Source organism: Pseudomonas sp. GW822-FHT02E03 (assembly GCF_058802325.1).
Genome location: NZ_JBXAOA010000003.1, coordinates 223,053 through 242,406 on the forward strand (window position 1 = coordinate 223,053; position 19,354 = coordinate 242,406).

The following is a 19,354-nucleotide window of genomic DNA, read 5'->3' on the forward strand; positions in this document are numbered from 1 at the left end:
GGCGTAGGAGCTGCATGCGCCCGGTAAGCTCAAAACCCAAGAGACAGAAAGTAAAAACCCGCCTCTAGGGCGGGTTGGGTGCTGCAGTCGTGAGCTAGCCCGCCAAATAAGGAATGGCGGTAATAATGCTTGGCTGGCAGCGCAATACGGTGGAAGTCATGGCTGGAAATTAGCCGGAGGCTGATGGCAAGTCAATGGCCAATTTTCAAGGGCCGCTGTAGGCTGGCGATTCTGCTCATTGTCCCAAGGAAGGAAACCATGAAGTCTGTCGCCCTGCCCCTCATTGCCTTGATCGCCTTCGCCGGCTACACCGTTTCGGTGATGCTGCAAGCGGAACAGTCGTTGCTCGACTTCGGCATCAGCCTGATGTCGCGGCCCGATACCGCGCAGGTGGTGATTGATCTATACCTGTTGGCGACGCTTGCCGGTATCTGGATGTACAAGGATGCGCGCCAGCGGGGGCAGTCGGGGTTGTCGGTGGCTCCCTATCTGGTGGTGACGGCGATTTTTGTATCGCTCGGGCCGTTGTTGTACCTGGTGGTGCGGGGGCTTCAGGAGCGGAAAAACTCTGGCGAGGCAGCGCAAGAGGCCTGATCCAGACGTTGTTGTGCAGTTGAGATTGCTTTCGCGAGCAAGCCCGCTCCCACATTTAATCTCTGGTGTTCACAAATGATGTGTTCACAGAAGATCTAATGTGGGAGCGGGCTTGCTCGCGAAGGCGATCTGACAGCCGCCGAAATCACTTCGCCAGGCGCTTGAGGCCAATCACCATCCCCCCCGCCCCCAACATCATCGCCATCAGAAACAACGGATAGGAAATCCACCACGGCGTACCAGCGGTCATCATGCTGAACTCGGACATGCCGCCAATGCTCGCAACCAGGTTCAACGGCAGAAACACCACGTTGATCAACGTCAGTTTGCGCAGCAGGTTGTTCATGCTGTTGTTCATCAGGTTGCCGCGCGCGTCGATCAGCCCGGAGAACACGGTGGAGTAGATTTCCGCCTGCTTGTAGCACTGGTTGTTCTCGATAATCAGATCGTCGATCAAACCAATGGCTTCAGGGCTGAAGTGTTCCTTCGCCGCATGATTACGCAGCCGGGTCAGGACCGCGCCGTTGCTGTGAATGGCGTTGATGTAATAGATGAGGCTTTCGCTGAGGTTGAACATCTGGACTAGATGCTGGTTCTGCATCGAGGCATTGAATTTTTGCTGCAATTCCCGGGCAACCATCTTGATCACCTTGAGGTGCCCCAGATAGTGATGAATATTGTTGAACAACAGGTCGAGCAACACATCCAGTGGCGTCTTCAGTGACTGCCGCGTGCCGAGGCCGCTGAGCGGAGAGTCGTCGGTGGCGATCACCAGCAGACGCCCCGGGGAAAACAGCAAGCCGCAGGATGACACTTCGAAGGCCAGGCTGCCGCCGCCGGAGTAGTTTTCCGGGCGTTTCCAGATCAGGAACAGGTTGTCGGGGTGGAACTCGATGCGCGACACCTCGTCGGGGTCCAGGGCCGAGGCCAGAGCGTGTTCATCGAGCTTGAAATGGCTGTGCAACAGGTCCCGTTCAGCTGCATCAGGGTTGCTGAACAGCATCACGTCGGCGTCCAGCCGTTCGACCGCGTGCAGGGCGCCGTGGCTCAGTTCAAAGCTCTTGATCATCGGCCGCTCACCAAGCCTGACCGCGGCGCTTGAGCTCCAGCCGACGGACAAACTCTTCCAGCACCAAGGAATACAAATCGTCCTGCAAGTAGGCGTCTTCGATGCCTGCGTCCATGTTCGGGTTGTCGTTGACCTCGATCACCACCACTTTGTCGCCGGACTGTTTGAGGTCGACGCCGTAGAGGCCGTCGCCGATGAGATTCGCGGTTTTCACCGCCAGTTCAACCACCGCTCGCGGCGCTTCGTGAACCGCCAGGGTGCGGCATTCGCCGTTGATGTCCTGGCCTTTGGCTTTGTGGTTGTAGATCTGCCAATGGCCCTTGGACATGAAGTACTGACAGGCAAAGATCGGCTTGCGGTTGAGTACGCCAATGCGCCAGTCGTATTCGGTGTAGAAAAATTCCTGAGCCAGCAGCAACACCGAGTGTTCGAACAGTTCGGCGGTGGCTTCAAGCAAGGCTTGCTGGCTTTCGACCTTGATAACGCCCTTTGAGAAACAACCGTCGGGTATCTTCAACACCAGTGGAAACCCCAGACGCTCGCCTACCCGCTCGAAATCTTCCGGTCGTTCCTTGTAGAGGATTTCAGTGGCGGGCATGCCCAGCTGATGGCTCTTGAGCAAATCAGTCAGGTAAACCTTGTTGGTGCAGCGCAGGATCGACGCCGGGTCATCCATCACCACCAAACCTTCGCTCTCGGCTTTTTTGGCGAAGCGGTAGGTGTGGTTGTCAACGCTCGTTGTCTCGCGGATCAGGAGCCCGTCGTATTCGGCGATTCGGGCGTAGTCCTTGCGTTCAATCAGCTCGACGTCGATGCCTAGCGTCTTGCCAACCCTGACGAAGTTGTCCAAAGCCTTGGGATTGGAGGGCGGCAATGCTTCTTGCGGATCGTGCAGAATGGCCAGGTCATAACGGGCCAATCGCCTGGAGCGCGGCATGCGCCAGATCTTGCGACTGAAACTGTCAAGCGCATTAGCGAATTGATCTTCCTGATCTTCACGCAACTTATGCAAGGCGCCAGACTTTACACCTTCGATGTGCCAACCGTTAGTTCGACGAAACTCAACCAGCAATATCGGACATGAAAAAACCTCGAACAACTGTCGAGCCAGATCCTGTAATGGCTCGATAGCGGTTTTGCCGAAATACAGTGTCAGGGTAAATCCTTCGGTATCGCTGTAAAGATGATTGCTGAGGGCCTTATCCAGGGTTTTATCCAGATCATCCAGGGCCAGCCCATACAGGGATTTTCGGGTCAATTCACTGATGGTCCGTACCGACGGAATAACCTTGTGCCCCCGTGCTTCGGCCAGCAGCGAGCAGTAATAGCCGTGCCCGAGGTACTTGTAGCTGCGGCACAGGTTAATCACCTGAACCCGCTTGCCCTGCTCGTTATCGCGGGTCTGTTCGAGGTATTCCTGAGCAGTGACGATGTCTTCACTGGGGAAATAGGAGGCCCAGTCTTCCTTACGTTCAACGATGATCATCAACTGGCTGGAAGTTCTGATCGAGCCATTTAAATAGTTTGTAGAGGTTATTGCTGTTGGTAACGTTTGCTCAGATACTTCGCGCCAATGACCTTGTACCGCTGACATAGTGATTGATCCATTTGAAGAACAAGACCTTTCCTATTAAGCACGAACTTTTTTTAAAGTCCCGTTTCGTTACGCAACTTTTACGGCGGTTATATGAATCCTGTTTTTCGCTTGGCGGTAGTTGAAGATATACCGTCACTGCTGGCACTCGAACAGCAATGTTTCACCACGGACCGGCTCAACAGTCGCAGTTTTCAATGGATGATTACTCGGGCTCACGGGCAACTGCTGGTGGCCCAACGAGGCGAGCAATTGGTGGGCTATGCGGTGGTGCTGTTTCACCGGGGCACTTCATTGGCGCGCCTGTACTCGATTGCGATAGCCCTTGATGCTCGCGGCAGTGGACTGGGCAAGCAATTGCTCGAACGTGTCGAGGCCTGCGCTATTGAGCATGACTGCGCCTACCTGCGGCTGGAAGTGCGCATCGACAATCCAACGGCGATTGCTCTGTATGAGCGTAACGGCTACCGGCGTTTTGCGCTGATTCACGACTATTACCAGGACCATGCCGACGCGCTGCGCCTGGAAAAACGTATCCTCCAGCACCGCGATTCACGCAACATCAAGGTGCCTTACTACCCGCAGACCACCGAGTTCACCTGCGGCCCGGCCTGCCTGCTGATGGCCATGGGCGCGCTGCAAGACGATCGAACGCTGGAGCGCGGCGAAGAACTGCAAATCTGGCGCGAGGCGACCACGGTGTTCATGACGTCTGGCCACGGTGGCTGCAGCCCTCAAGGTCTGGCGCTGGCAGCGTGGCGGCGTGGCTTTCGAGTGCAGCTACAACTGAGCATGGCCGGGCCGCTGTTTCTTGACGGCGTGCGCGATGCGCATAAAAAAGACGTAATGCGCCTGGTACACGAGGCGTTCACAGCGCAGTTGCAAGCCACCGACGTGGAACGAATGATCGGCGGACCACTGGATCTGCCACGGTTACTGCACGATGGCGGACAGCCGCTGGTATTGATCAGCAGCTATCGCCTGACCCGTTCCAAGGCGCCGCACTGGGTGATCGTCACCGATTGCGACGAAGAGTTCGTCTACCTGCACGATCCGGATGTGGATCACAGCCAGCATCGTCAGCCGATGGACTGCCAGCACTTGCCGGTCAGCCATGGGGAATTCGACAAGATGTGCAGTTTCGGACGAGGCAAGCTGCGGGCTGCGGTGATTCTCTACCGGCGTGAGTAAACCTGTGGCGAGGGAGCTTGCTCCCGTTCGAGTGCGAAGCAGTCGATTGCATGGGGGCGCTTCGCACCCCGGCGGGAGCAAGCTCCCTCGCCACAGGACTTGTGCGCTACTTCAGGCCAAGCTTGTACAGCCCCCCGTCATCTTCATCGGTCAGCAAATACAGATAACCATCCGGCCCCTGCCGTACATCACGAATCCGTTTGTTGAGCTCACCCAACAACCGCTCTTCGTGAACAACCTTGTCGCCTTCGAACTGCAGGCGAATCAGCTCCTGACTCACCAGCGCCCCGATAAACACGTTGTGCTGCCAGGCCTTGAAGCGATCGCCGTCATAGAAGGCCATGCCGCTTAGGCCGGGGGATTTTTCCCAGACATGGTGCGGGCCCACGGTACCTTCGGCGGTTTCGCCCTTGGCTTCCGGGATCGGCAGGCCGGTATAGTTGATGCCGTGGGTTGCCATCGGCCAGCCATAATTTTTGCCACGCTCGATGATGTTGATCTCGTCGCCGCCCCGTGGGCCGTGCTCGTTTTCCCAGAGCGTGCCGCTCCAGGGATTGAGTGCCGCGCCTTGCGGGTTGCGTTGGCCGTAAGACCAGATTTCCGGGCGAACGCCTTTTTGCCCGACAAAGGGATTGTCTTCCGGCACCTTGCCATCCGGATAGAGCCGCACGATCTTGCCTTGCAGCTTGTCGAGATCTTGCGCCGTGGGCCGGTCGTTATTCTCGCCCAAGGTGATGAACAGATAACCGTCACGGTCGAATACCAGTCGTGAGCCGAAATGATTGCCGACCGAGAGCTTGGGTTCCTGACGGAAAATCACCCTGAAATCCTTGATCGCCGTCAGGTCTTCCGACAACCGTCCGCGACCGACCGCCGTGCCGGCCTTGCCGCCCTCACCGCCCCCTTCGGCGTAAGACAGATAGACCATGCGGTCTTGCTTGAAATCGGGCGACAACACCACATCGAGCAATCCGCCCTGCCCCTTGGCCCAGACCTGAGGCACACCATTGAGCGGACCCGAGAGTTTGCCGTCGGCACTGACCAGCCGCAGGTTGCCGGGCCGTTCGGTCACCAGCATCCCTTGGCGGTCAGGCAGAAACGCCAGCGACCAAGGGTGGTCCAGGCCTTTAACGATCGGCGTGAGCTCAAGGGTGCCCTGCTCGCTTTTAAAATCCTGTGTTGGCGCTGCAAAGGCGGGTGCCGTGACGGTTAATAACGCGCTGGTACAGAAAGTGGCCAAGAGGGTTTTACGCAACATGCACGATTCCTTTTGTCGTCAATAGCGCTGGCAAGACTTCTGTCTTGCCGTTCAACGGTAGTTACGGTCCGAGCCCCGGGGGGGTGGATTGGGAATGAATTTCGGTTGGCTGGTGGGAGCCTGCCGATCTTGCGGATAGCGGTTGCCAATACCGCCGTTATCGAGCGTTGGCGATCGTGGCACAGGCACCGTGTTGGGCCCGCGGATTACCGGGATATTGGGTTGCGTGCCTTGCATGCTGTTGGGATTGGCCCGGCGAATCGGGCTGTTGTAGGGATTGTTGTTGCTTCCCGGCAGGTTCTGCGTCAGCAGCAAGGGCGAAGAAGACGATGCGGCGTCTGCCAGAGCCAAAGGGCTTAGCACGCCACTCAATGCCAGCGCGATGACGCCGAGCACACATCGGTTCATGGGGGACCTCTCTAAATGAGCGTGCCATGCTTCATGGATGAATAGAGCCACGCTACGCCCAGGGTTCGGATTTGTTAACTAAAACCTCCCCCACAACATGTAACACGAGTTAACCGCACCGCCGATCCGCCCGCTGGACCGGGCCGCCGCCGACTGAAACTTTTGCCCTTGGCCACAGGTCACCAGTACATCAACGACGAGGTCACGACGATGGCACGGGCAATCTGGAAAGGCGCAATCAGTTTCGGTCTGGTGCACATTCCCGTGGCGCTGGTTTCGGCGACGTCTTCGCACGGGATCGATTTCAACTGGCTCGACAGCCGCAGCATGGACCCGGTCGGCTACAAGCGCATCAACAAGGCCACCGGCAAGGAAGTCACCCAAGAGCACATCGTCAAAGGGATCGAGTACGAAAAAGGACGTTACGTGGTGCTCAGTGAAGAGGAGATTCGCTCGGCTCATCCACTGTCGACCCAAACCATCGACATTTTTGCCTTTGTCGGCAGCGAGCAGATCCCCCTGCAGAACATCGACACGCCCTACTACCTGGCGCCGGACAAACGCGGCGGCAAGGTCTATGCGCTGTTGCGCGAAACCCTCAGCAAAACCGACAAGGTCGCCCTGGCCCGCGTGGTGTTGCACTCGCGCCAGCACCTGGCGGCCCTCATGCCGCTGGAGTCAGCCATGGTGCTGGTGATGCTGCGATGGCCCGCCGAAGTGCGCAGCCTGGATCAACTGGAACTGGGCAGTGAAGTGACCAAGCCGGATCTGGCCAAAGGTGAGTTGGAGATGGCCAAACGGCTGGTGGAAGACATGAGTGCCGACTGGACGCCCGAAGAGTACCGCGACAGTTTCGAAGACAAGATCATGGCGCTGGTCGAGAAGAAGGCGAATGAAGGCAAGATCGAAGATGTCGAAACCGTGACGGGTGAAGAGGTGCGTAAAACCGCCGATGTTATCGATCTGACCGAACTGCTCAAACGCAGTCTTGGTGGCAAGGGCAGCGGTAAACCCGCGGCAAAAGCCAAAACGAGCGCAGACAAAAAAGCCACGAAGCATTCTCGTGGCTGACGGGTCACAATAGCACTCATAAATTATGCGGTGAAAATACCGGCCTCTTCGCGGGCAAGCCCGCTCCCACAGGTTCGGCGGCGTTCGCAAAATTTGTATTCGACGCGGACACTGTGGGAGCGGGCTTGCCCGCGATGGCGTCATGCGCCACAACGCAAAACTCAGATCAAAACAAAAATCGCCAGCAACCCAGCAAAAACCACCCATTTCTCCAGGTAATAGCGAGTGCGGTTACGCTTTTTGAGCGCTTTGCCGCGCAGGCGAATCTTGTAGATTTTGGCAAACAAACGGTTGATAGCACCGGTCTTGTCACCCGCATCGTTCGGCGCGCCCGCCGCTGCCATAGCCGTATGGCTGAACCAACGGTTGAACGCCGCCGCCCAGCGATACTTCATCGGCCGCTCGATGTCACAGAACAGAATGATGCGGTTCTGCGCAGTGGTGTTTTCGGCGTAATGAATGAAAGTCTCATCGAACATCACGGCCTCGCCATCGCGCCAATGGTAGTTCTCACCATCGACGTTGATATAGCAACCGGCATCGTTCGGCGTTTCCAGCCCCAAGTGATAACGGTAAGAACCGGCATACGGATCGCGGTGACGGACCAGTTTCGAACCCGGCGGCAGTTCGGCGAACATCGCGGCCTTGATCGAGCCGATGCTTTGCACCAGTTCAGTCGTACGCGGGCAGAGCTTTGCGGCGGACGGGTGACTGTCGCCGTACCATTTGAGGTAGAAACGCTTCCAGCCACTTTTGAAAAACGAGTTGAAACCAACGTCGTCGTACTGATTGGAACGTTTGATCTCCCCGGCCTTGAGCAAATTCTGGCCTTCAGCGCGAATCTCTTCCCAATGAGCCTGCAAAGGGCTCAAGTCGGGAAAGTCTGCCGGATTGAGATAAGGCTTGTTCGGCGTTTTGGAGAACAGATAAAGGAAGCAATTGATCGGCGCCAGAAACGTCGAGTGGTCGCTTAACTGACGGCCTAATTTGTGGCGCACCTTTCCGCGCAAGTGAACATACGCGACGGAGATGACATAAATAGCGGCAATGATAAGTTTCACGAAAATCGTCACACGTCAGAAGTGAACAAACTGCGTCCCGATGGCGCGTTCTTGAGCCATGCCGATGGACGGCATGAGGTTGAAAGATGGCATTTTAGCCATACCTTGTAACTAATAGTTAACCTTCAACTGTGAAAATGTGTCCACTTAGTAGCGCGGCTCGGCCGGTAATGCGAACCGCTCTCCCCGATAGTAGCCCCATGCCATACCACCATCCGTCGAATATGTAAACACGACACTCAATACGCGGCCCCGTCTGGCTTAGCCTTTGCAAAGGCCGGACCTAGCAGCCCCAGAGCGACATAATTCTGACGCGGCGGCATTTAAATTAACGCTTAGGACTCCAGCGATACGCTTGGTCAGTCACCGGGAGATGTAACGTGTCAACTCTCAATGAAATCGCAGCGAACCACGCGAGAATGGCTAAGGCAAAAGCAGAAGAGTCGACCGGGCTGAGTGAGCGGCACCTTCAAATAGTGGGAAGTTTCGAAATCCCGTCTATCGATGACCAACAACACATTCCACTGCACCTTATCACCGGAGGGCAGGACAACCACCTCGTACAAGCTACTGGCTACTTGCTCTGAGTCTCGATCTGGTCAGTCGCCGGCTTGTCGCACGCTGTTCGTTCAGCGTGCGGCAAAGCCAGATGTTCAATCGCTGCCAACGAGTCGATTGCTGCTGTATCAGTTGCCTCGGCTGAGTTGCACGTTCTGGCTTGTGCATTCGGAGGTGCTAACAGTACCCATGAAAGCATTCATCTTCACGGCACACTTCTCGATGTTCAAGCCATTACGGCCGTCGCTCGATATGTTGGTGACATAGGGGCCCGCAGTTGTGCAACCGGCCAAAACAGCGAGCAAGCTCAACGCAATGAGATTGAGTTTCATATGAGTCCTTTCGAGCAGTGGCCTAGGCCAATGGGTTCGCCGAAATGGCTCAGTAAGCAATAGTCGATCAACTTCAGGAGCGCCAGCACCCAAAGGTCTGGAGTTCATAGCACCGAAATCTCGCATCGTAGAAGTTGCCCAGACGCGTTGCGTCTGGGGAACGTGATTTGGTGCCCACCCTGACCAAGTGCTGGCCATTCAGCAATCCATCTGAAACACACGAGGCCGGGCAAGCGGTGCTGACTTTACCCAGAGCCACGCCAAGTGTCCCGAACACAACGCTGAACAAAAATAACATCGAGGTAGCTCTACGCTCCCCTGCCTATCCAGGATGAACGACCTCCCAGCCAGCCCCCGGTTCTGCACAAACCGGGGCCGAACCTTGAAGAAGCCTGCGACACGTTATCGCCCACCGTACAACTGCCGTCACACATATGCGACAATATGCGCAATGTCTGGCATGAATCCCGCCTTTTTGCCCAACAGCTTGGACACAACGTCCAGATGCTGCTCTCGACTTATGCGCGCTGGTTGAACTCTAGCGGTGACTGGGAAGAGATGGAGAGAAACTCCAGAATGTCCCAGGAATGGCCCAAGCGCCAAATGCGCAGCTCGCAACCCATTGATAGGTAAAGTAATTGATCTCCACAGCTAACATCACGATGCAGTTCGGCGCCAAGCCGCTATTCGAAAACGTTTCGGTCAAATTCGGCGCCGGTAACCGCTACGGCCTGATCGGCGCCAACGGTTGCGGCAAGTCGACCTTCATGAAAATTCTCGGTAACGACCTCGAGCCGTCCGGCGGCCAGGTCATGCTCGAGCCGAACGTGCGTCTGGGTAAACTGCGTCAGGACCAGTTCGCCTACGAAGAATTTACCGTGATCGACACCGTGATCATGGGTCACGAAGAGCTGTGGAAGGTCAAGGCCGAGCGCGACCGCATCTACTCGCTGCCGGAAATGACCGAAGAAGACGGCATGGCCGTGGCCGAGCTGGAAACCGAATTCGCCGAAATGGACGGCTACACCGCCGAATCCCGCGCCGGTGAATTGCTGTTGGGTCTGGGTATCGGCATCGAGCAGCATTTTGGCCCGATGAGCGAAGTGTCCCCGGGCTGGAAACTGCGCGTGTTGCTGGCGCAGGCACTGTTCTCCGATCCTGAAGTGCTGTTGCTCGACGAACCGACCAACCACCTGGACATCAACACTATCCGCTGGCTGGAAAACATTCTGACCCAGCGCTCCAGCCTGATGATCATCATCTCCCACGACCGTCACTTCCTGAACAGCGTGTGCACCCACATGGCTGACCTGGACTACGGCGAGCTGCGCCTGTTCCCGGGCAACTACGACGAGTACATGACCGTGGCGACCCAGTCCCGCGAGCAACTGCTGTCGGACAACGCCAAGAAGAAGGCGCAGATTTCCGAGCTGCAATCGTTCGTCAGCCGCTTCTCGGCCAACGCCTCGAAAGCCAAGCAAGCGACCTCCCGCGCCAAGGCGATCGACAAGATCCAACTGGCCGAAGTCAAGCCTTCGAGCCGTGTGAGCCCGTTCATCCGTTTCGAACAAACCAAGAAGCTGCACCGTCAGGCGGTCATCGTCGAGCGCATGGCCAAAGGCTTCGATGGCAAGACACTGTTCAAGGACTTCAGCTTCCAGGTTGAAGCCGGCGAGCGCGTGGCGATCATCGGCCCGAACGGTATCGGTAAAACCACCCTGCTGCGCACCCTGGTCAACGAACTGACCCCGGATGCCGGTACCGTGAAGTGGACCGACGCCGCTGAACTGGGCTACTACGCCCAGGACCACGCACACGACTTCGAAGACGACTGCAACCTGTTCGACTGGATGGGCCAGTGGACCCAGGGCGGCGAACAACTGGTTCGCGGCACCCTCGGCCGGATGCTGTTCTCCAACGATGAAATCCTCAAGTCGGTCAAGGTCATCTCCGGTGGTGAGCAAGGTCGCATGCTGTTCGGCAAGCTGATCCTGCAAAAGCCGAACGTGCTGGTGATGGACGAGCCGACCAACCACTTGGACATGGAATCCATCGAGGCGCTGAACCTGGCGCTGGAGAACTACCCGGGCACGCTGATCTTCGTCAGCCACGACCGTGAGTTCGTATCGTCCCTGGCCACTCGCATCATCGAATTGAGCGCCGATGGCGTGATCGACTTCAGCGGCACCTATGACGACTACCTGCGTAGTCAGGGTGTTTTGATGTAAGACGGCTGCAAGCTTCAATTGAAAAGCCCTGTCCTGGTGACGGGGCTGATCGTTCCCACGCTCTGCGTGGGAATGCCGCCAGGGACGCTCAGCGTTCCCGCTTTGAAGGGTGACGCAGAGCGTCACGGGATGCATTCCCACGCAGAGCGTGGAAACGATCGCTAGCTGTATCGTTAGCCTGCTTCCTTTTATTCCCCGCCCACGCCATGATGCAGTTCTCCTACCGCCGCCCGCGAAAGAGCTCTCATGTCAGTGCAGCAACTGCCCCCGCAAAGCTCCATGGCGATCACCCTGCAGATCGTCTCCATCGTTTTCTATACCTTTATTGCCTTCCTCTGCATCGGCCTGCCGATTGCGGTGTTGCCCGGGTATGTCCACGAACAGTTGGGGTTCAGCGCCATCGTGGCGGGGCTGACCATTGGTTCTCAGTACCTGGCTACCCTGCTCAGCCGGCCCATGGCCGGACGTCTGTCGGACAGCATCGGTACCAAACGGGCGATTGTTTACGGCTTGTCGGGGATTGCGTTGAGCGGCGTGCTGACACTGCTGTCGACCCTGCTGCAAGGTTTGCCGTTGTTGAGCCTGATCATCCTGATCGCTGGCCGCTTGTTGCTGGGGATCGCTCAAGGGTTGATCGGGGTCGGCACGATCAGTTGGTGCATGGGTCAGGTCGGTGCCGAGCACACGGCGCGTTCGATTTCCTGGAACGGGATCGCCTCGTACGGCGCCATCGCCATCGGTGCGCCACTGGGGGTGGTGATGGTCGCTGAGCTGGGGTTCGCCAGCCTCGGGATCGCGCTGTCGTTACTGGCCTTGCTGGCGCTGCTGTTGATCCGCAACAAACCTTCGGTGCCGGTGATTCGCGGCGAGCGCCTGCCGTTCTGGGCGGTGTTCGGGCGAATTGCCCCCTTCGGCGCGAGTCTGAGCCTGGCGTCCATCGGATACGGCACGCTCACTACCTTTATTACCCTGTATTACGTCAGCCTTGGCTGGACCGGCGCGGCTTATTGCCTGACGGTATTCGGGGTCTGTTTCATTCTGGCGCGGTTGTTGTTCATCTCCAGCATCAGCCGTTTCGGTGGCTTCACTTCAGCCATCGCCTGCATGACCATTGAAACCGTGGGGCTGGTCCTGCTGTGGCTGGCGCCCTCGACGGGTTATGCCTTGATCGGCGCTGGGCTGACCGGGTTCGGTCTGTCGCTGGTGTATCCGGCGCTGGGGGTGGAAGCGATCAAGCAAGTGCCCAATTCCAGTCGCGGAGCGGGTTTGAGTGCCTATGCGGTGTTTTTCGATCTGGCGCTGGCGATTGCCGGACCGCTGATGGGCGCGGTGGCGTTGAACCTGGGGTATTCGTGGATTTTCTTTAGTGCGGCGATGTTGTCGGTGACCGGACTCGGTTTGACCCTGCTGCTGAAACGCCGAGCGATGGTCTAAGCCTGCCGCATATTTTCTGTGGGAGCGGGCTTGCTCGCGAATGCGGTGGGTCAGATACATCTATCTCGACTGACACGCCCTCTTCGCGAGCAAGCCCGCTCCCACAAAGGTTCCGGGAACATTATTGATCGGCGGTCTGCATCCCGGCGCGGGTAGGTTTGCCCAGGGCATGGGCGAAGAACCGTCCGGCTTCGGAAATCATGTTGCGGTGAATGTCCTTGCGGTCGACGCCGTCGGCATCGGTACACAGCGCCGGCATGGCGGCGACCTGTTCTTCGTTGCACGGCGCCAGGAATACGAAGTGCCCTGCCCCGGCCAGCAATTTGAAGTCCGGTGCGGTTGGCAGTTTGCGCGCAAGCGCTGCGGCGTTTTTGTCGAACGCCACCAATTTGTCGCCATCACCGCTGTACAGCAGCACCGGCACATGCACGTCGGCCAAGGTATGGCGGCCGAACTTCAGGCTCAGCGGTGCCATCAGTAACAAGGCATGCACGCGCGGGTCCGCCACTGGCTGCAAATCATCGCGGTCGACGATCAGTTCGCCTTGCGTATTGCAGGCATCGTGATCGTCCGGGCGCTCCTGGCAATAACGGCGCAGACGATCCAGATCCGGCGTGGCACCAGACAGAATCAACGCAGTCTCACCGCCCGCCGAATAGCCAATCACCCCGACCTGCTCGGCATTGACGAAAGGCGCGAGCATCCGGTCGCCCAAGGTCGCGGTAATGGCTTCGGAAATCTGGATCGGTCGACCATAAAGGTTGCTCAAGGTGCCGAGGCGGCTGTGGTCTTTGGAGTTGTCGCCGGGATGGATCACAGCCACCACCACAAAGCCCTTGCGCGCCAATGAGGTGGCGAGGTCGTGCAGGGCCAGCGGGGTTCCGGTGTTGCCGTGGGACAGCATCAGCATCGGGAAACGTCCGATGGCGACTTTGGTGTCTTCACCCGCTTCGACCGTGTAGCCCTCGAGCGTGCTGGAATGTTCCTTTTCACTGGACGGGTAAAAGGCGATGGCACGCATCGGCTGCAGGTCCAGCGGATCGAGGAACGTCATCTCATGGAAGCCGACGCTCCAGTGAGGGTGCGGCGCAGGCGCGGCGTGCACTGAATTCAGGCTGCCGAGCAGGCAAATCAGTAGCGTTGCACAAAGACGTGCCATGGGATGCCCCCACCTTATTACCTGACCGCAGACGTTAAGCCTCGGTTGCATAACCTGGGCCAGAAACTGATCACGCCAGAAACAAAAAACTCCGTACCTGGCCATCACGATGACCAGAATACAGAGTTTCAGGGGTATTGCCCGAGCTGTTTACGACTTTACGCAAGCCTTACGCAGCAGCGAACAGTTGCTCGCTGATGTGCGCCTGAGCGTCGCTCATGGCTTTGGTGCGCACTTCATCACCGTAGGCCAGGCCATGGGCGCGGACGAACTCGATGTCGGTGATACCGAGGAAGCCGAACAGCACTTTCAGATAATCTTCGTGCGCAACACCGGTCGCCTGACCGGCATGCAAACCACCGGAAGTGGAAACGATCACGACTTTCTTGCCGCCGCACAGGCCTTCAGGGCCAGCTTCGGTGTAGCGGAAAGTCTGGCCGGCCACGGCGATGCGGTCGATCCAGGCCTTGAGTTGGGTCGGGATGGTGAAGTTGTACATCGGCGCGGCAATCACCACGGCATCGGCGGCGATGAATTCGGCCAGGGCCTGCGCGCTCAGATCGGCTTCATGCTGTTGCGCGGCATTACGCAGCTCTGCGGCAGTGCCGGCAGCAACCAGGGTGGCGGCGGAGAAATGGCTGATGGCATCGTCGGCCAGGTCGCGGTAAGTCACCACAACGCCAGGCTCGGCAGCTTGCCAGGTCTTGACGACTTCGCCGCTCAACTGACGGGAAGCCGAGTTGTCACCCAGAATGCTCGAATCGATATGCAGTAATTTCATGTGGGATCTCCAAGGTGAGGATCGCCACCGGGCGATCTGATGGAGACAATCCTACCGACGAAACCAATGGCTGATTAGTCGGCAATAATGCGATAGTTCGTCCCATTGATAGAACAGTCGAGTATTCAATCGATGCAAGACCTCAACGACCTCTACTATTTCGCCAAGGTGGTCGAAGCCGGTGGCTTTGCTGCAGCCGGGCGTTTGCTGGGGATTCCCAAGTCGCGATTGTCGCGACGCATTGCTGAGCTGGAAGAACGCCTCGGCGCGCGCCTGCTGCAACGCACAACCCGCCAACTCAACCTCACCGCCGTGGGCGAGCGTTACTTGCGCCATTGTCAGGCAATGCTGCTGGAGGCCGAAATGGCCGACGAGGCGGTGGCCAGCATGTCCAGCGAACCCCGGGGGCGCTTGCGAGTGTCCTGCCCCGTAGGGTTGGCCCACCAAATGCTGCCTGGCGTAATCAGTAACTTCCTGGAGAAATTCCCCCAGGTTCAACTGGAAGTCATGCTGCTCAATCGTCGGGTTGATTTGATCAACGAGGGCGTCGATGTCGCCTTGAGAGTGCGGGATCTGGGTGATGAAGATCCATTGCTGGTGACTCGTCGCCTGCGTCAGGCCCAGATGCTGATGGTTGCCAGCCCGGCATTTTTGCTCGGCCATGAAATCGATCACCCCGAAGACCTGAAAAACTTGCCCGTGCTCGGCGCTCTGGAGGCCGATCGCATGGTGCACATCCGCATGCTTGATCAACAGGGCAAAAGCTACGACCTGAGCCTCGAGGCGCGATTGGGCTGCGAAGATTTCATCGTGCGCAAAGCCTGCACCCTCAGCGGCCAGGGTTTTACCATGCTGCCCATGATGTATTGCGAGCAAGAGCTGGAAAACGGTTCGCTGGTGCAACTATTGCCCGAGTGGTCATTGCCGGGCGGCTGGCTGCAAGCCGTCTACCCTCATCGACGCGGGGTGATGCCGGCGGTGCGCGCCTGGGTCGATCATTTGATCGAATCATTCAATGTTTGCGGGGACAGACTGTTATGAAAGCGGGACGAATGAGCGAAGAGGATGTCGCGCAATACTGCCTGGCGTTGCCCGGCGCGCGGGAGGATTACAAGTGGGGTGGCGTGCGGGTGTTTTCGATTGCGGGGAACAAGATGTTTGCCTTGCAGAACCTGCGGGGACAGTCCTTGGCTTTCAAGGTCGACAAGGACCTGTTCCTGGGCCATTGCGACCGCCCGGGCATTCACCCGGCACCGTATCTGGCCCGGGCCCAGTGGGTCATCATGGAAACGCCCTACCCGCTGGGCACCGAAGAACTGCAAGGCTTGCTGCAACGTTCCCACCAATTGGTGGTGAGCAAGTTGCCCAAGCGCACGCAGGTCGGCTTATTGCTTTGAAGCGCTTTAAAACAATGCAAACAGGTTAGCGCCCAGAAACAGCTGATCGATCCAGAACACTTGATGCATCAGCACGATGAGCCAGAACACCAACTGAAACGAGACTTTGCGGGTCTTGTGCCGAAACGCTTGCTGGGCCAGCAAAGCGCCCGGCCAACCACCCGCCAGCTCCACCGCGTGCAAGACGTTCTCCGGCGTGCGCCAACGGTCGGCGCGGGCCTTGTGCTTGTCGCTCCAGTACAGGAAAAACGCCAGCACGCTGACGATGCCGTAGGCCGCCAGGGGAATCACCGACACCCCGCGCAGCCACATCGACACCGAGCCAAACAACGGCACTGCGCACAGCACAACGAACACCAGCAGTTTCAGCCGCAGGTTCTGCATGGCGCCCCCGGACTTGCGCCCGGGGTTGTTGTTGCGTGCACTGGAATCGTTCATGGCTTGACCGCTGTCCAGTCGACCCAGCCGAATTGCCAAGTGGCCAGGATCACCAGACCGAATGCAATGCGATACCAGGCGAATGTCGCGTAGCTGTGGCTGGCAATGAATATCAGCAGGGCCCGAACGGCGATCATCGCAAAGATGAAGGCGGTGATGAAGCCAATGGCAAATACCGGAAAATCAGCCGGCACAAACAGGTTGCGGTATTTGTAACCCGAGTACACCGCCGCGCCGACCATGGTTGGCATGGCAAGGAAGAACGAGAATTCGGTGGCCGTTTTGCGCGACAACCCGAACAGCAAGCCGCCAATGATCGTCGAGCCGGAACGCGAAGTCCCGGGGATCATCGCCAGGCACTGGGCGAAGCCGACTTTGAGAGCGTCTTTCCAGGTAATGTCATCGACGCTTTCAGCATGCACTTCATGCTGACGACGTTCGGCCCACAACATCACGACCCCGCCCACGACCAATGCGGTAGCCACGGTAATCGGGTTAAACAGGTACTCGTGAATCAAGTCGGCGAAAATCACCCCCAACACCACCGCCGGCAGGAAAGCGATCAACAGGTTCGCGGTAAAACGCCGAGCGCTGGGCTGCGTCGGCAAGCCAATGACCACGTCGAAGATCTTGCGGCGAAACTGCCAGACCACCGCAAGGATCGCGCCGAGCTGAATGATGATATTAAAAGCCATGGCCCGCTCGCCGCCGAAATTGAGCAAGTCCGCCACAATAATCTGGTGCCCGGTACTGGAAATGGGCAAGAACTCCGTCAGCCCTTCTACCACGCCTAAAATCAATGCCTGAAAGGCCGTCCAAAGATCCATCAATCCCCCAAGAAACAATGCCCCCAGGCATGCTCCGTTAATAATTCATATGCATTAGCTGCGATCAACCTTAGCTGAATCCCCGCGCGCACAAGCTCCACGCAAAACGGTAAAAATTGCGTGAAAAGAGACTTGGGCTCAGGTTTTCCTGCGCGGGGCCGAAATCCTATCAGACAAGCCTCGTTTACGCTGCCGCGTAATAGGACCTGAGTCGGATAGGCCCGATCGGCAAAGTGTGATTGGATGCTGGCGATCGTTTATTACAAGAACAAGAAACCGGAGTAACCGCGTTATGAACAGCTTGCGCAGTGTGTCGATCAGCCGACGCTTGTGGCTCATCTTGATCGTGGCCGTGGTGATGCTATTGACGTTGGGCGTGTTGATGCTCAAGCAGATTCACGACGACCTCTATCAGGCCAAGGCCCAAAAGACCCAGCACGTGGTGCAGACCGCCAGCGGGATCCTCACCTACTATCACGGCCTGGAAACTGCCGGCACCCTCACCCGCGATGCCGCGCAAAAACAGGCACTGACCGCCGTGCGCGGTTTGCGCTACGACCAGAACGATTATTTCTGGATCAACGACCTGACGCCCGTCATGGTCATGCACCCGACCAATCCGAAACTTGAAGGTCAGAATCTCTCGACGATCCGCGACCCCGACGGTTTCGCGCTGTTCAACGAGATGGTTGCCATCGCCAAGGCCAAGGGTGCCGGCATGGTCGATTACCGCTGGCCGAAACCGGGCGCCAGCGCGCCGGTGGAAAAAACCTCCTACGTGAAACTGTTCGAGCCCTGGGGTTGGGTGATCGGTTCCGGCGTGTACATCGATGACATGCAGGCCGAGTTTTATGCCCAAGTCTGGAAGGCCTCTTTTGTGGGGCTGGTCATTGCGCTGATCATGGCCCTGCTGGTGATCATGATTGCCCGCAGCATCGTGCGTCCGCTCCAGGAAACCGTGAACGCCATGGCCAACATTGCCAGCGGTGAAAGCGACCTGACCCGCAGCCTCGATACCCACGGTCAGGACGAAGTCACGCAACTGGCCCGGCACTTCAACGCCTTCACCGCGAAACTGCGTCTGGTGATCAGTCAGCTGCAAGTGTCCGCTGGTGCGCTGGGCCAATCTTCCAATGAACTGGGCAATGATGCCGCGCAAGCCCAGCAGCGCAGCCAACAGCAATCCCAACAAATGGAACTGGTGGCGACCGCGATCAACGAAGTGACCTACGGCGTGCAGGATGTGGCCAAAAACGCCGAACACGCGGCCAGTGAAATGCGCAATGCCGAGTCTCAAGCGCAACAGGGCCAGGTCAATATCGACGGCAGCCTGCAGCAGATCGACAAGCTGTCGTCGACCATCGATCAAGCCGTTGAAGTGATTCGTACGCTGGCCGCCGAAAGCACGCAAATCGGCAGCGTTCTGGAAGTGATCCGCTCCATCGCCGAGCAAACCAACTTGCTGGCCCTCAACGCAGCCATCGAAGCCGCCCGAGCCGGCGAGCAAGGTCGCGGGTTTGCGGTGGTCGCCGATGAAGTGCGCCTGTTGGCCCAGCGTACTCAAAAATCGACGGCGGAAATCCAGTCGATGATCGAACGCCTGCAAAGCCATTCGGAAGCGGCGGTCAAGGTGATTGGCGACAGTAGCCGTGCCTCGCAACTGACCATCGAGCAGGCCGGCCTGGCCGGCGCCAGCCTGAATGCCATCGGCCAGGCCTTGCGCAATCTCAATGGGTTGAACGCTTCGATTGCCAGTGCGACCTTGCAACAGGCCCACGTGGTGGAAGACATCAATCAGAACGTGACCCAAGCCGCAGGCTTGTCCCACAGCACGGCACTGGCGGCCGAGCAGTCGAGCGTGGCCAGTGTTCATCTCAAGGAATTGAGCGAGCAGTTGAACGGGTTGTTGAAGCAGTTTCGGGTGTAACTCTTTTCTTCACCTGACGCGATCCCT

19 protein-coding genes and 1 pseudogene are annotated in these 19,354 nt (G+C 57.9%); 10 read left to right on the forward strand and 10 right to left on the reverse strand.

Annotation, left to right across the window (positions count from 1 at the left end):
• Positions 1–258 precede the first annotated feature (258 nt).
• The gene (locus tag AC1RQB_RS04090; protein ID WP_063343572.1) at positions 259–594 is read left to right on the forward strand and encodes a DUF2834 domain-containing protein; all 336 of its coding nucleotides are present in this window, start codon (positions 259–261) and stop codon (positions 592–594) included.
• Positions 595–739: 145 nt separating this feature from the next.
• On the opposite strand, the gene AC1RQB_RS04095 is transcribed toward AC1RQB_RS04090, so the two are convergent.
• A complete protein-coding gene (locus AC1RQB_RS04095; RefSeq protein WP_063343571.1) occupies positions 740–1,663 on the reverse strand; it encodes a magnesium transporter CorA family protein in 924 nt (307 codons plus the stop codon).
• 7 nt (positions 1,664–1,670) lie between these two features.
• Complete coding sequence (locus tag AC1RQB_RS04100; RefSeq protein ID WP_198537219.1) at positions 1,671–3,149, reverse strand: RimK family ATP-grasp domain-containing protein; 1,479 nt, start codon at positions 3,147–3,149, stop codon at positions 1,671–1,673.
• 201 nt (positions 3,150–3,350) lie between these two features.
• On the opposite strand from AC1RQB_RS04100, the gene rimI reads away from it, so the two are divergent.
• A complete protein-coding gene (gene rimI, locus AC1RQB_RS04105; protein WP_008069400.1) occupies positions 3,351–4,448 on the forward strand; it encodes a ribosomal protein S18-alanine N-acetyltransferase in 1,098 nt (365 codons plus the stop codon).
• Positions 4,449–4,554: 106 nt separating this feature from the next.
• Here rimI and AC1RQB_RS04110 read toward each other — a convergent pair whose 3' ends face one another.
• Together AC1RQB_RS04110 and AC1RQB_RS04115 are read right to left on the reverse strand one after the other, a co-directional pair.
• Positions 4,555–5,706, reverse strand: a complete 1,152-nt coding sequence (locus AC1RQB_RS04110) for a PQQ-dependent sugar dehydrogenase (RefSeq protein WP_063343569.1) — start codon at positions 5,704–5,706, stop codon at positions 4,555–4,557.
• 51 nt (positions 5,707–5,757) lie between these two features.
• Positions 5,758–6,114 (reverse strand): hypothetical protein, encoded by a 357-nt coding sequence (locus AC1RQB_RS04115; RefSeq protein ID WP_063343568.1) that lies wholly within the window; start codon positions 6,112–6,114, stop codon positions 5,758–5,760.
• 210 nt (positions 6,115–6,324) lie between these two features.
• On the opposite strand from AC1RQB_RS04115, the gene ku reads away from it, so the two are divergent.
• On the forward strand, positions 6,325–7,185 hold the full coding sequence (gene ku, locus AC1RQB_RS04120) for a non-homologous end joining protein Ku (RefSeq protein ID WP_063343958.1): 861 nt from the start codon (positions 6,325–6,327) through the stop codon (positions 7,183–7,185).
• A 161-nt stretch (positions 7,186–7,346) separates the two neighbouring features.
• Here the strand turns inward: ku and lpxO are convergent, their stop codons facing one another.
• Positions 7,347–8,246 carry a lipid A hydroxylase LpxO gene (gene lpxO / locus AC1RQB_RS04125; RefSeq protein ID WP_063343957.1) on the reverse strand — a complete coding sequence of 300 codons (900 nt, stop codon included), beginning with the start codon at positions 8,244–8,246 and terminating at the stop codon, positions 7,347–7,349.
• Between the two features lie 380 nt (positions 8,247–8,626).
• On the opposite strand from lpxO, the gene AC1RQB_RS04130 reads away from it, so the two are divergent.
• Positions 8,627–8,833 carry a hypothetical protein gene (locus AC1RQB_RS04130; protein WP_063343567.1) on the forward strand — a complete coding sequence of 69 codons (207 nt, stop codon included), beginning with the start codon at positions 8,627–8,629 and terminating at the stop codon, positions 8,831–8,833.
• 99 nt (positions 8,834–8,932) lie between these two features.
• On the opposite strand, the gene AC1RQB_RS04135 is transcribed toward AC1RQB_RS04130, so the two are convergent.
• Entirely contained in the window at positions 8,933–9,136 is a 204-nt protein-coding gene (locus AC1RQB_RS04135; protein WP_063343566.1) for a hypothetical protein, read from the reverse strand.
• A 400-nt stretch (positions 9,137–9,536) separates the two neighbouring features.
• On the opposite strand from AC1RQB_RS04135, the pseudogene AC1RQB_RS04140 reads away from it, so the two are divergent.
• The 3 genes and pseudogenes from AC1RQB_RS04140 to AC1RQB_RS04150 form a co-directional block, all read left to right on the forward strand.
• Positions 9,537–9,769, forward strand: a pseudogene (locus AC1RQB_RS04140) (integrase); the annotation flags it as partial.
• A gap of 5 nt (positions 9,770–9,774) precedes the next feature.
• The gene (locus AC1RQB_RS04145; protein ID WP_081235328.1) at positions 9,775–11,364 is read left to right on the forward strand and encodes an ABC-F family ATPase; all 1,590 of its coding nucleotides are present in this window, start codon (positions 9,775–9,777) and stop codon (positions 11,362–11,364) included.
• Positions 11,365–11,610: 246 nt separating this feature from the next.
• The gene (locus tag AC1RQB_RS04150; protein ID WP_063343564.1) at positions 11,611–12,798 is read left to right on the forward strand and encodes an MFS transporter; all 1,188 of its coding nucleotides are present in this window, start codon (positions 11,611–11,613) and stop codon (positions 12,796–12,798) included.
• 121 nt (positions 12,799–12,919) lie between these two features.
• On the opposite strand, the gene AC1RQB_RS04155 is transcribed toward AC1RQB_RS04150, so the two are convergent.
• Both AC1RQB_RS04155 and AC1RQB_RS04160 read right to left on the reverse strand, forming a co-directional pair.
• On the reverse strand, positions 12,920–13,957 hold the full coding sequence (locus AC1RQB_RS04155; RefSeq protein ID WP_063343563.1) for an alpha/beta hydrolase family protein: 1,038 nt from the start codon (positions 13,955–13,957) through the stop codon (positions 12,920–12,922).
• Positions 13,958–14,126: 169 nt separating this feature from the next.
• Positions 14,127–14,738, reverse strand: a complete 612-nt coding sequence (locus AC1RQB_RS04160) for an FMN-dependent NADH-azoreductase (protein WP_063343562.1) — start codon at positions 14,736–14,738, stop codon at positions 14,127–14,129.
• Between the two features lie 132 nt (positions 14,739–14,870).
• Here AC1RQB_RS04160 and AC1RQB_RS04165 point away from each other — a divergent pair, with 132 nt between their 5' ends.
• Together AC1RQB_RS04165 and AC1RQB_RS04170 are read left to right on the forward strand one after the other, a co-directional pair.
• The gene (locus tag AC1RQB_RS04165) at positions 14,871–15,779 is read left to right on the forward strand and encodes a LysR substrate-binding domain-containing protein (RefSeq protein ID WP_207267311.1); all 909 of its coding nucleotides are present in this window, start codon (positions 14,871–14,873) and stop codon (positions 15,777–15,779) included.
• Positions 15,776–16,135, forward strand: a complete 360-nt coding sequence (locus AC1RQB_RS04170; protein WP_008069285.1) for an MmcQ/YjbR family DNA-binding protein — start codon at positions 15,776–15,778, stop codon at positions 16,133–16,135. Before AC1RQB_RS04165 ends, AC1RQB_RS04170 begins: the two co-directional genes overlap by 4 nt.
• Positions 16,136–16,141: 6 nt before the next feature.
• Here AC1RQB_RS04170 and AC1RQB_RS04175 read toward each other — a convergent pair whose 3' ends face one another.
• Together AC1RQB_RS04175 and AC1RQB_RS04180 are read right to left on the reverse strand one after the other, a co-directional pair.
• The gene (locus AC1RQB_RS04175) at positions 16,142–16,573 is read right to left on the reverse strand and encodes a DUF1294 domain-containing protein (RefSeq protein ID WP_063343561.1); all 432 of its coding nucleotides are present in this window, start codon (positions 16,571–16,573) and stop codon (positions 16,142–16,144) included.
• On the reverse strand, positions 16,570–17,400 hold the full coding sequence (locus AC1RQB_RS04180; protein ID WP_063343560.1) for an undecaprenyl-diphosphate phosphatase: 831 nt from the start codon (positions 17,398–17,400) through the stop codon (positions 16,570–16,572). The genes AC1RQB_RS04175 and AC1RQB_RS04180 overlap by 4 nt, the downstream gene beginning before the upstream one ends.
• Before the next feature lie 292 nt (positions 17,401–17,692).
• Here AC1RQB_RS04180 and AC1RQB_RS04185 point away from each other — a divergent pair, with 292 nt between their 5' ends.
• Positions 17,693–19,327, forward strand: coding sequence for a methyl-accepting chemotaxis protein (locus AC1RQB_RS04185; RefSeq protein ID WP_063343559.1), 1,635 nt, complete (start codon positions 17,693–17,695; stop codon positions 19,325–19,327).
• Positions 19,328–19,354 lie beyond the last annotated feature (27 nt).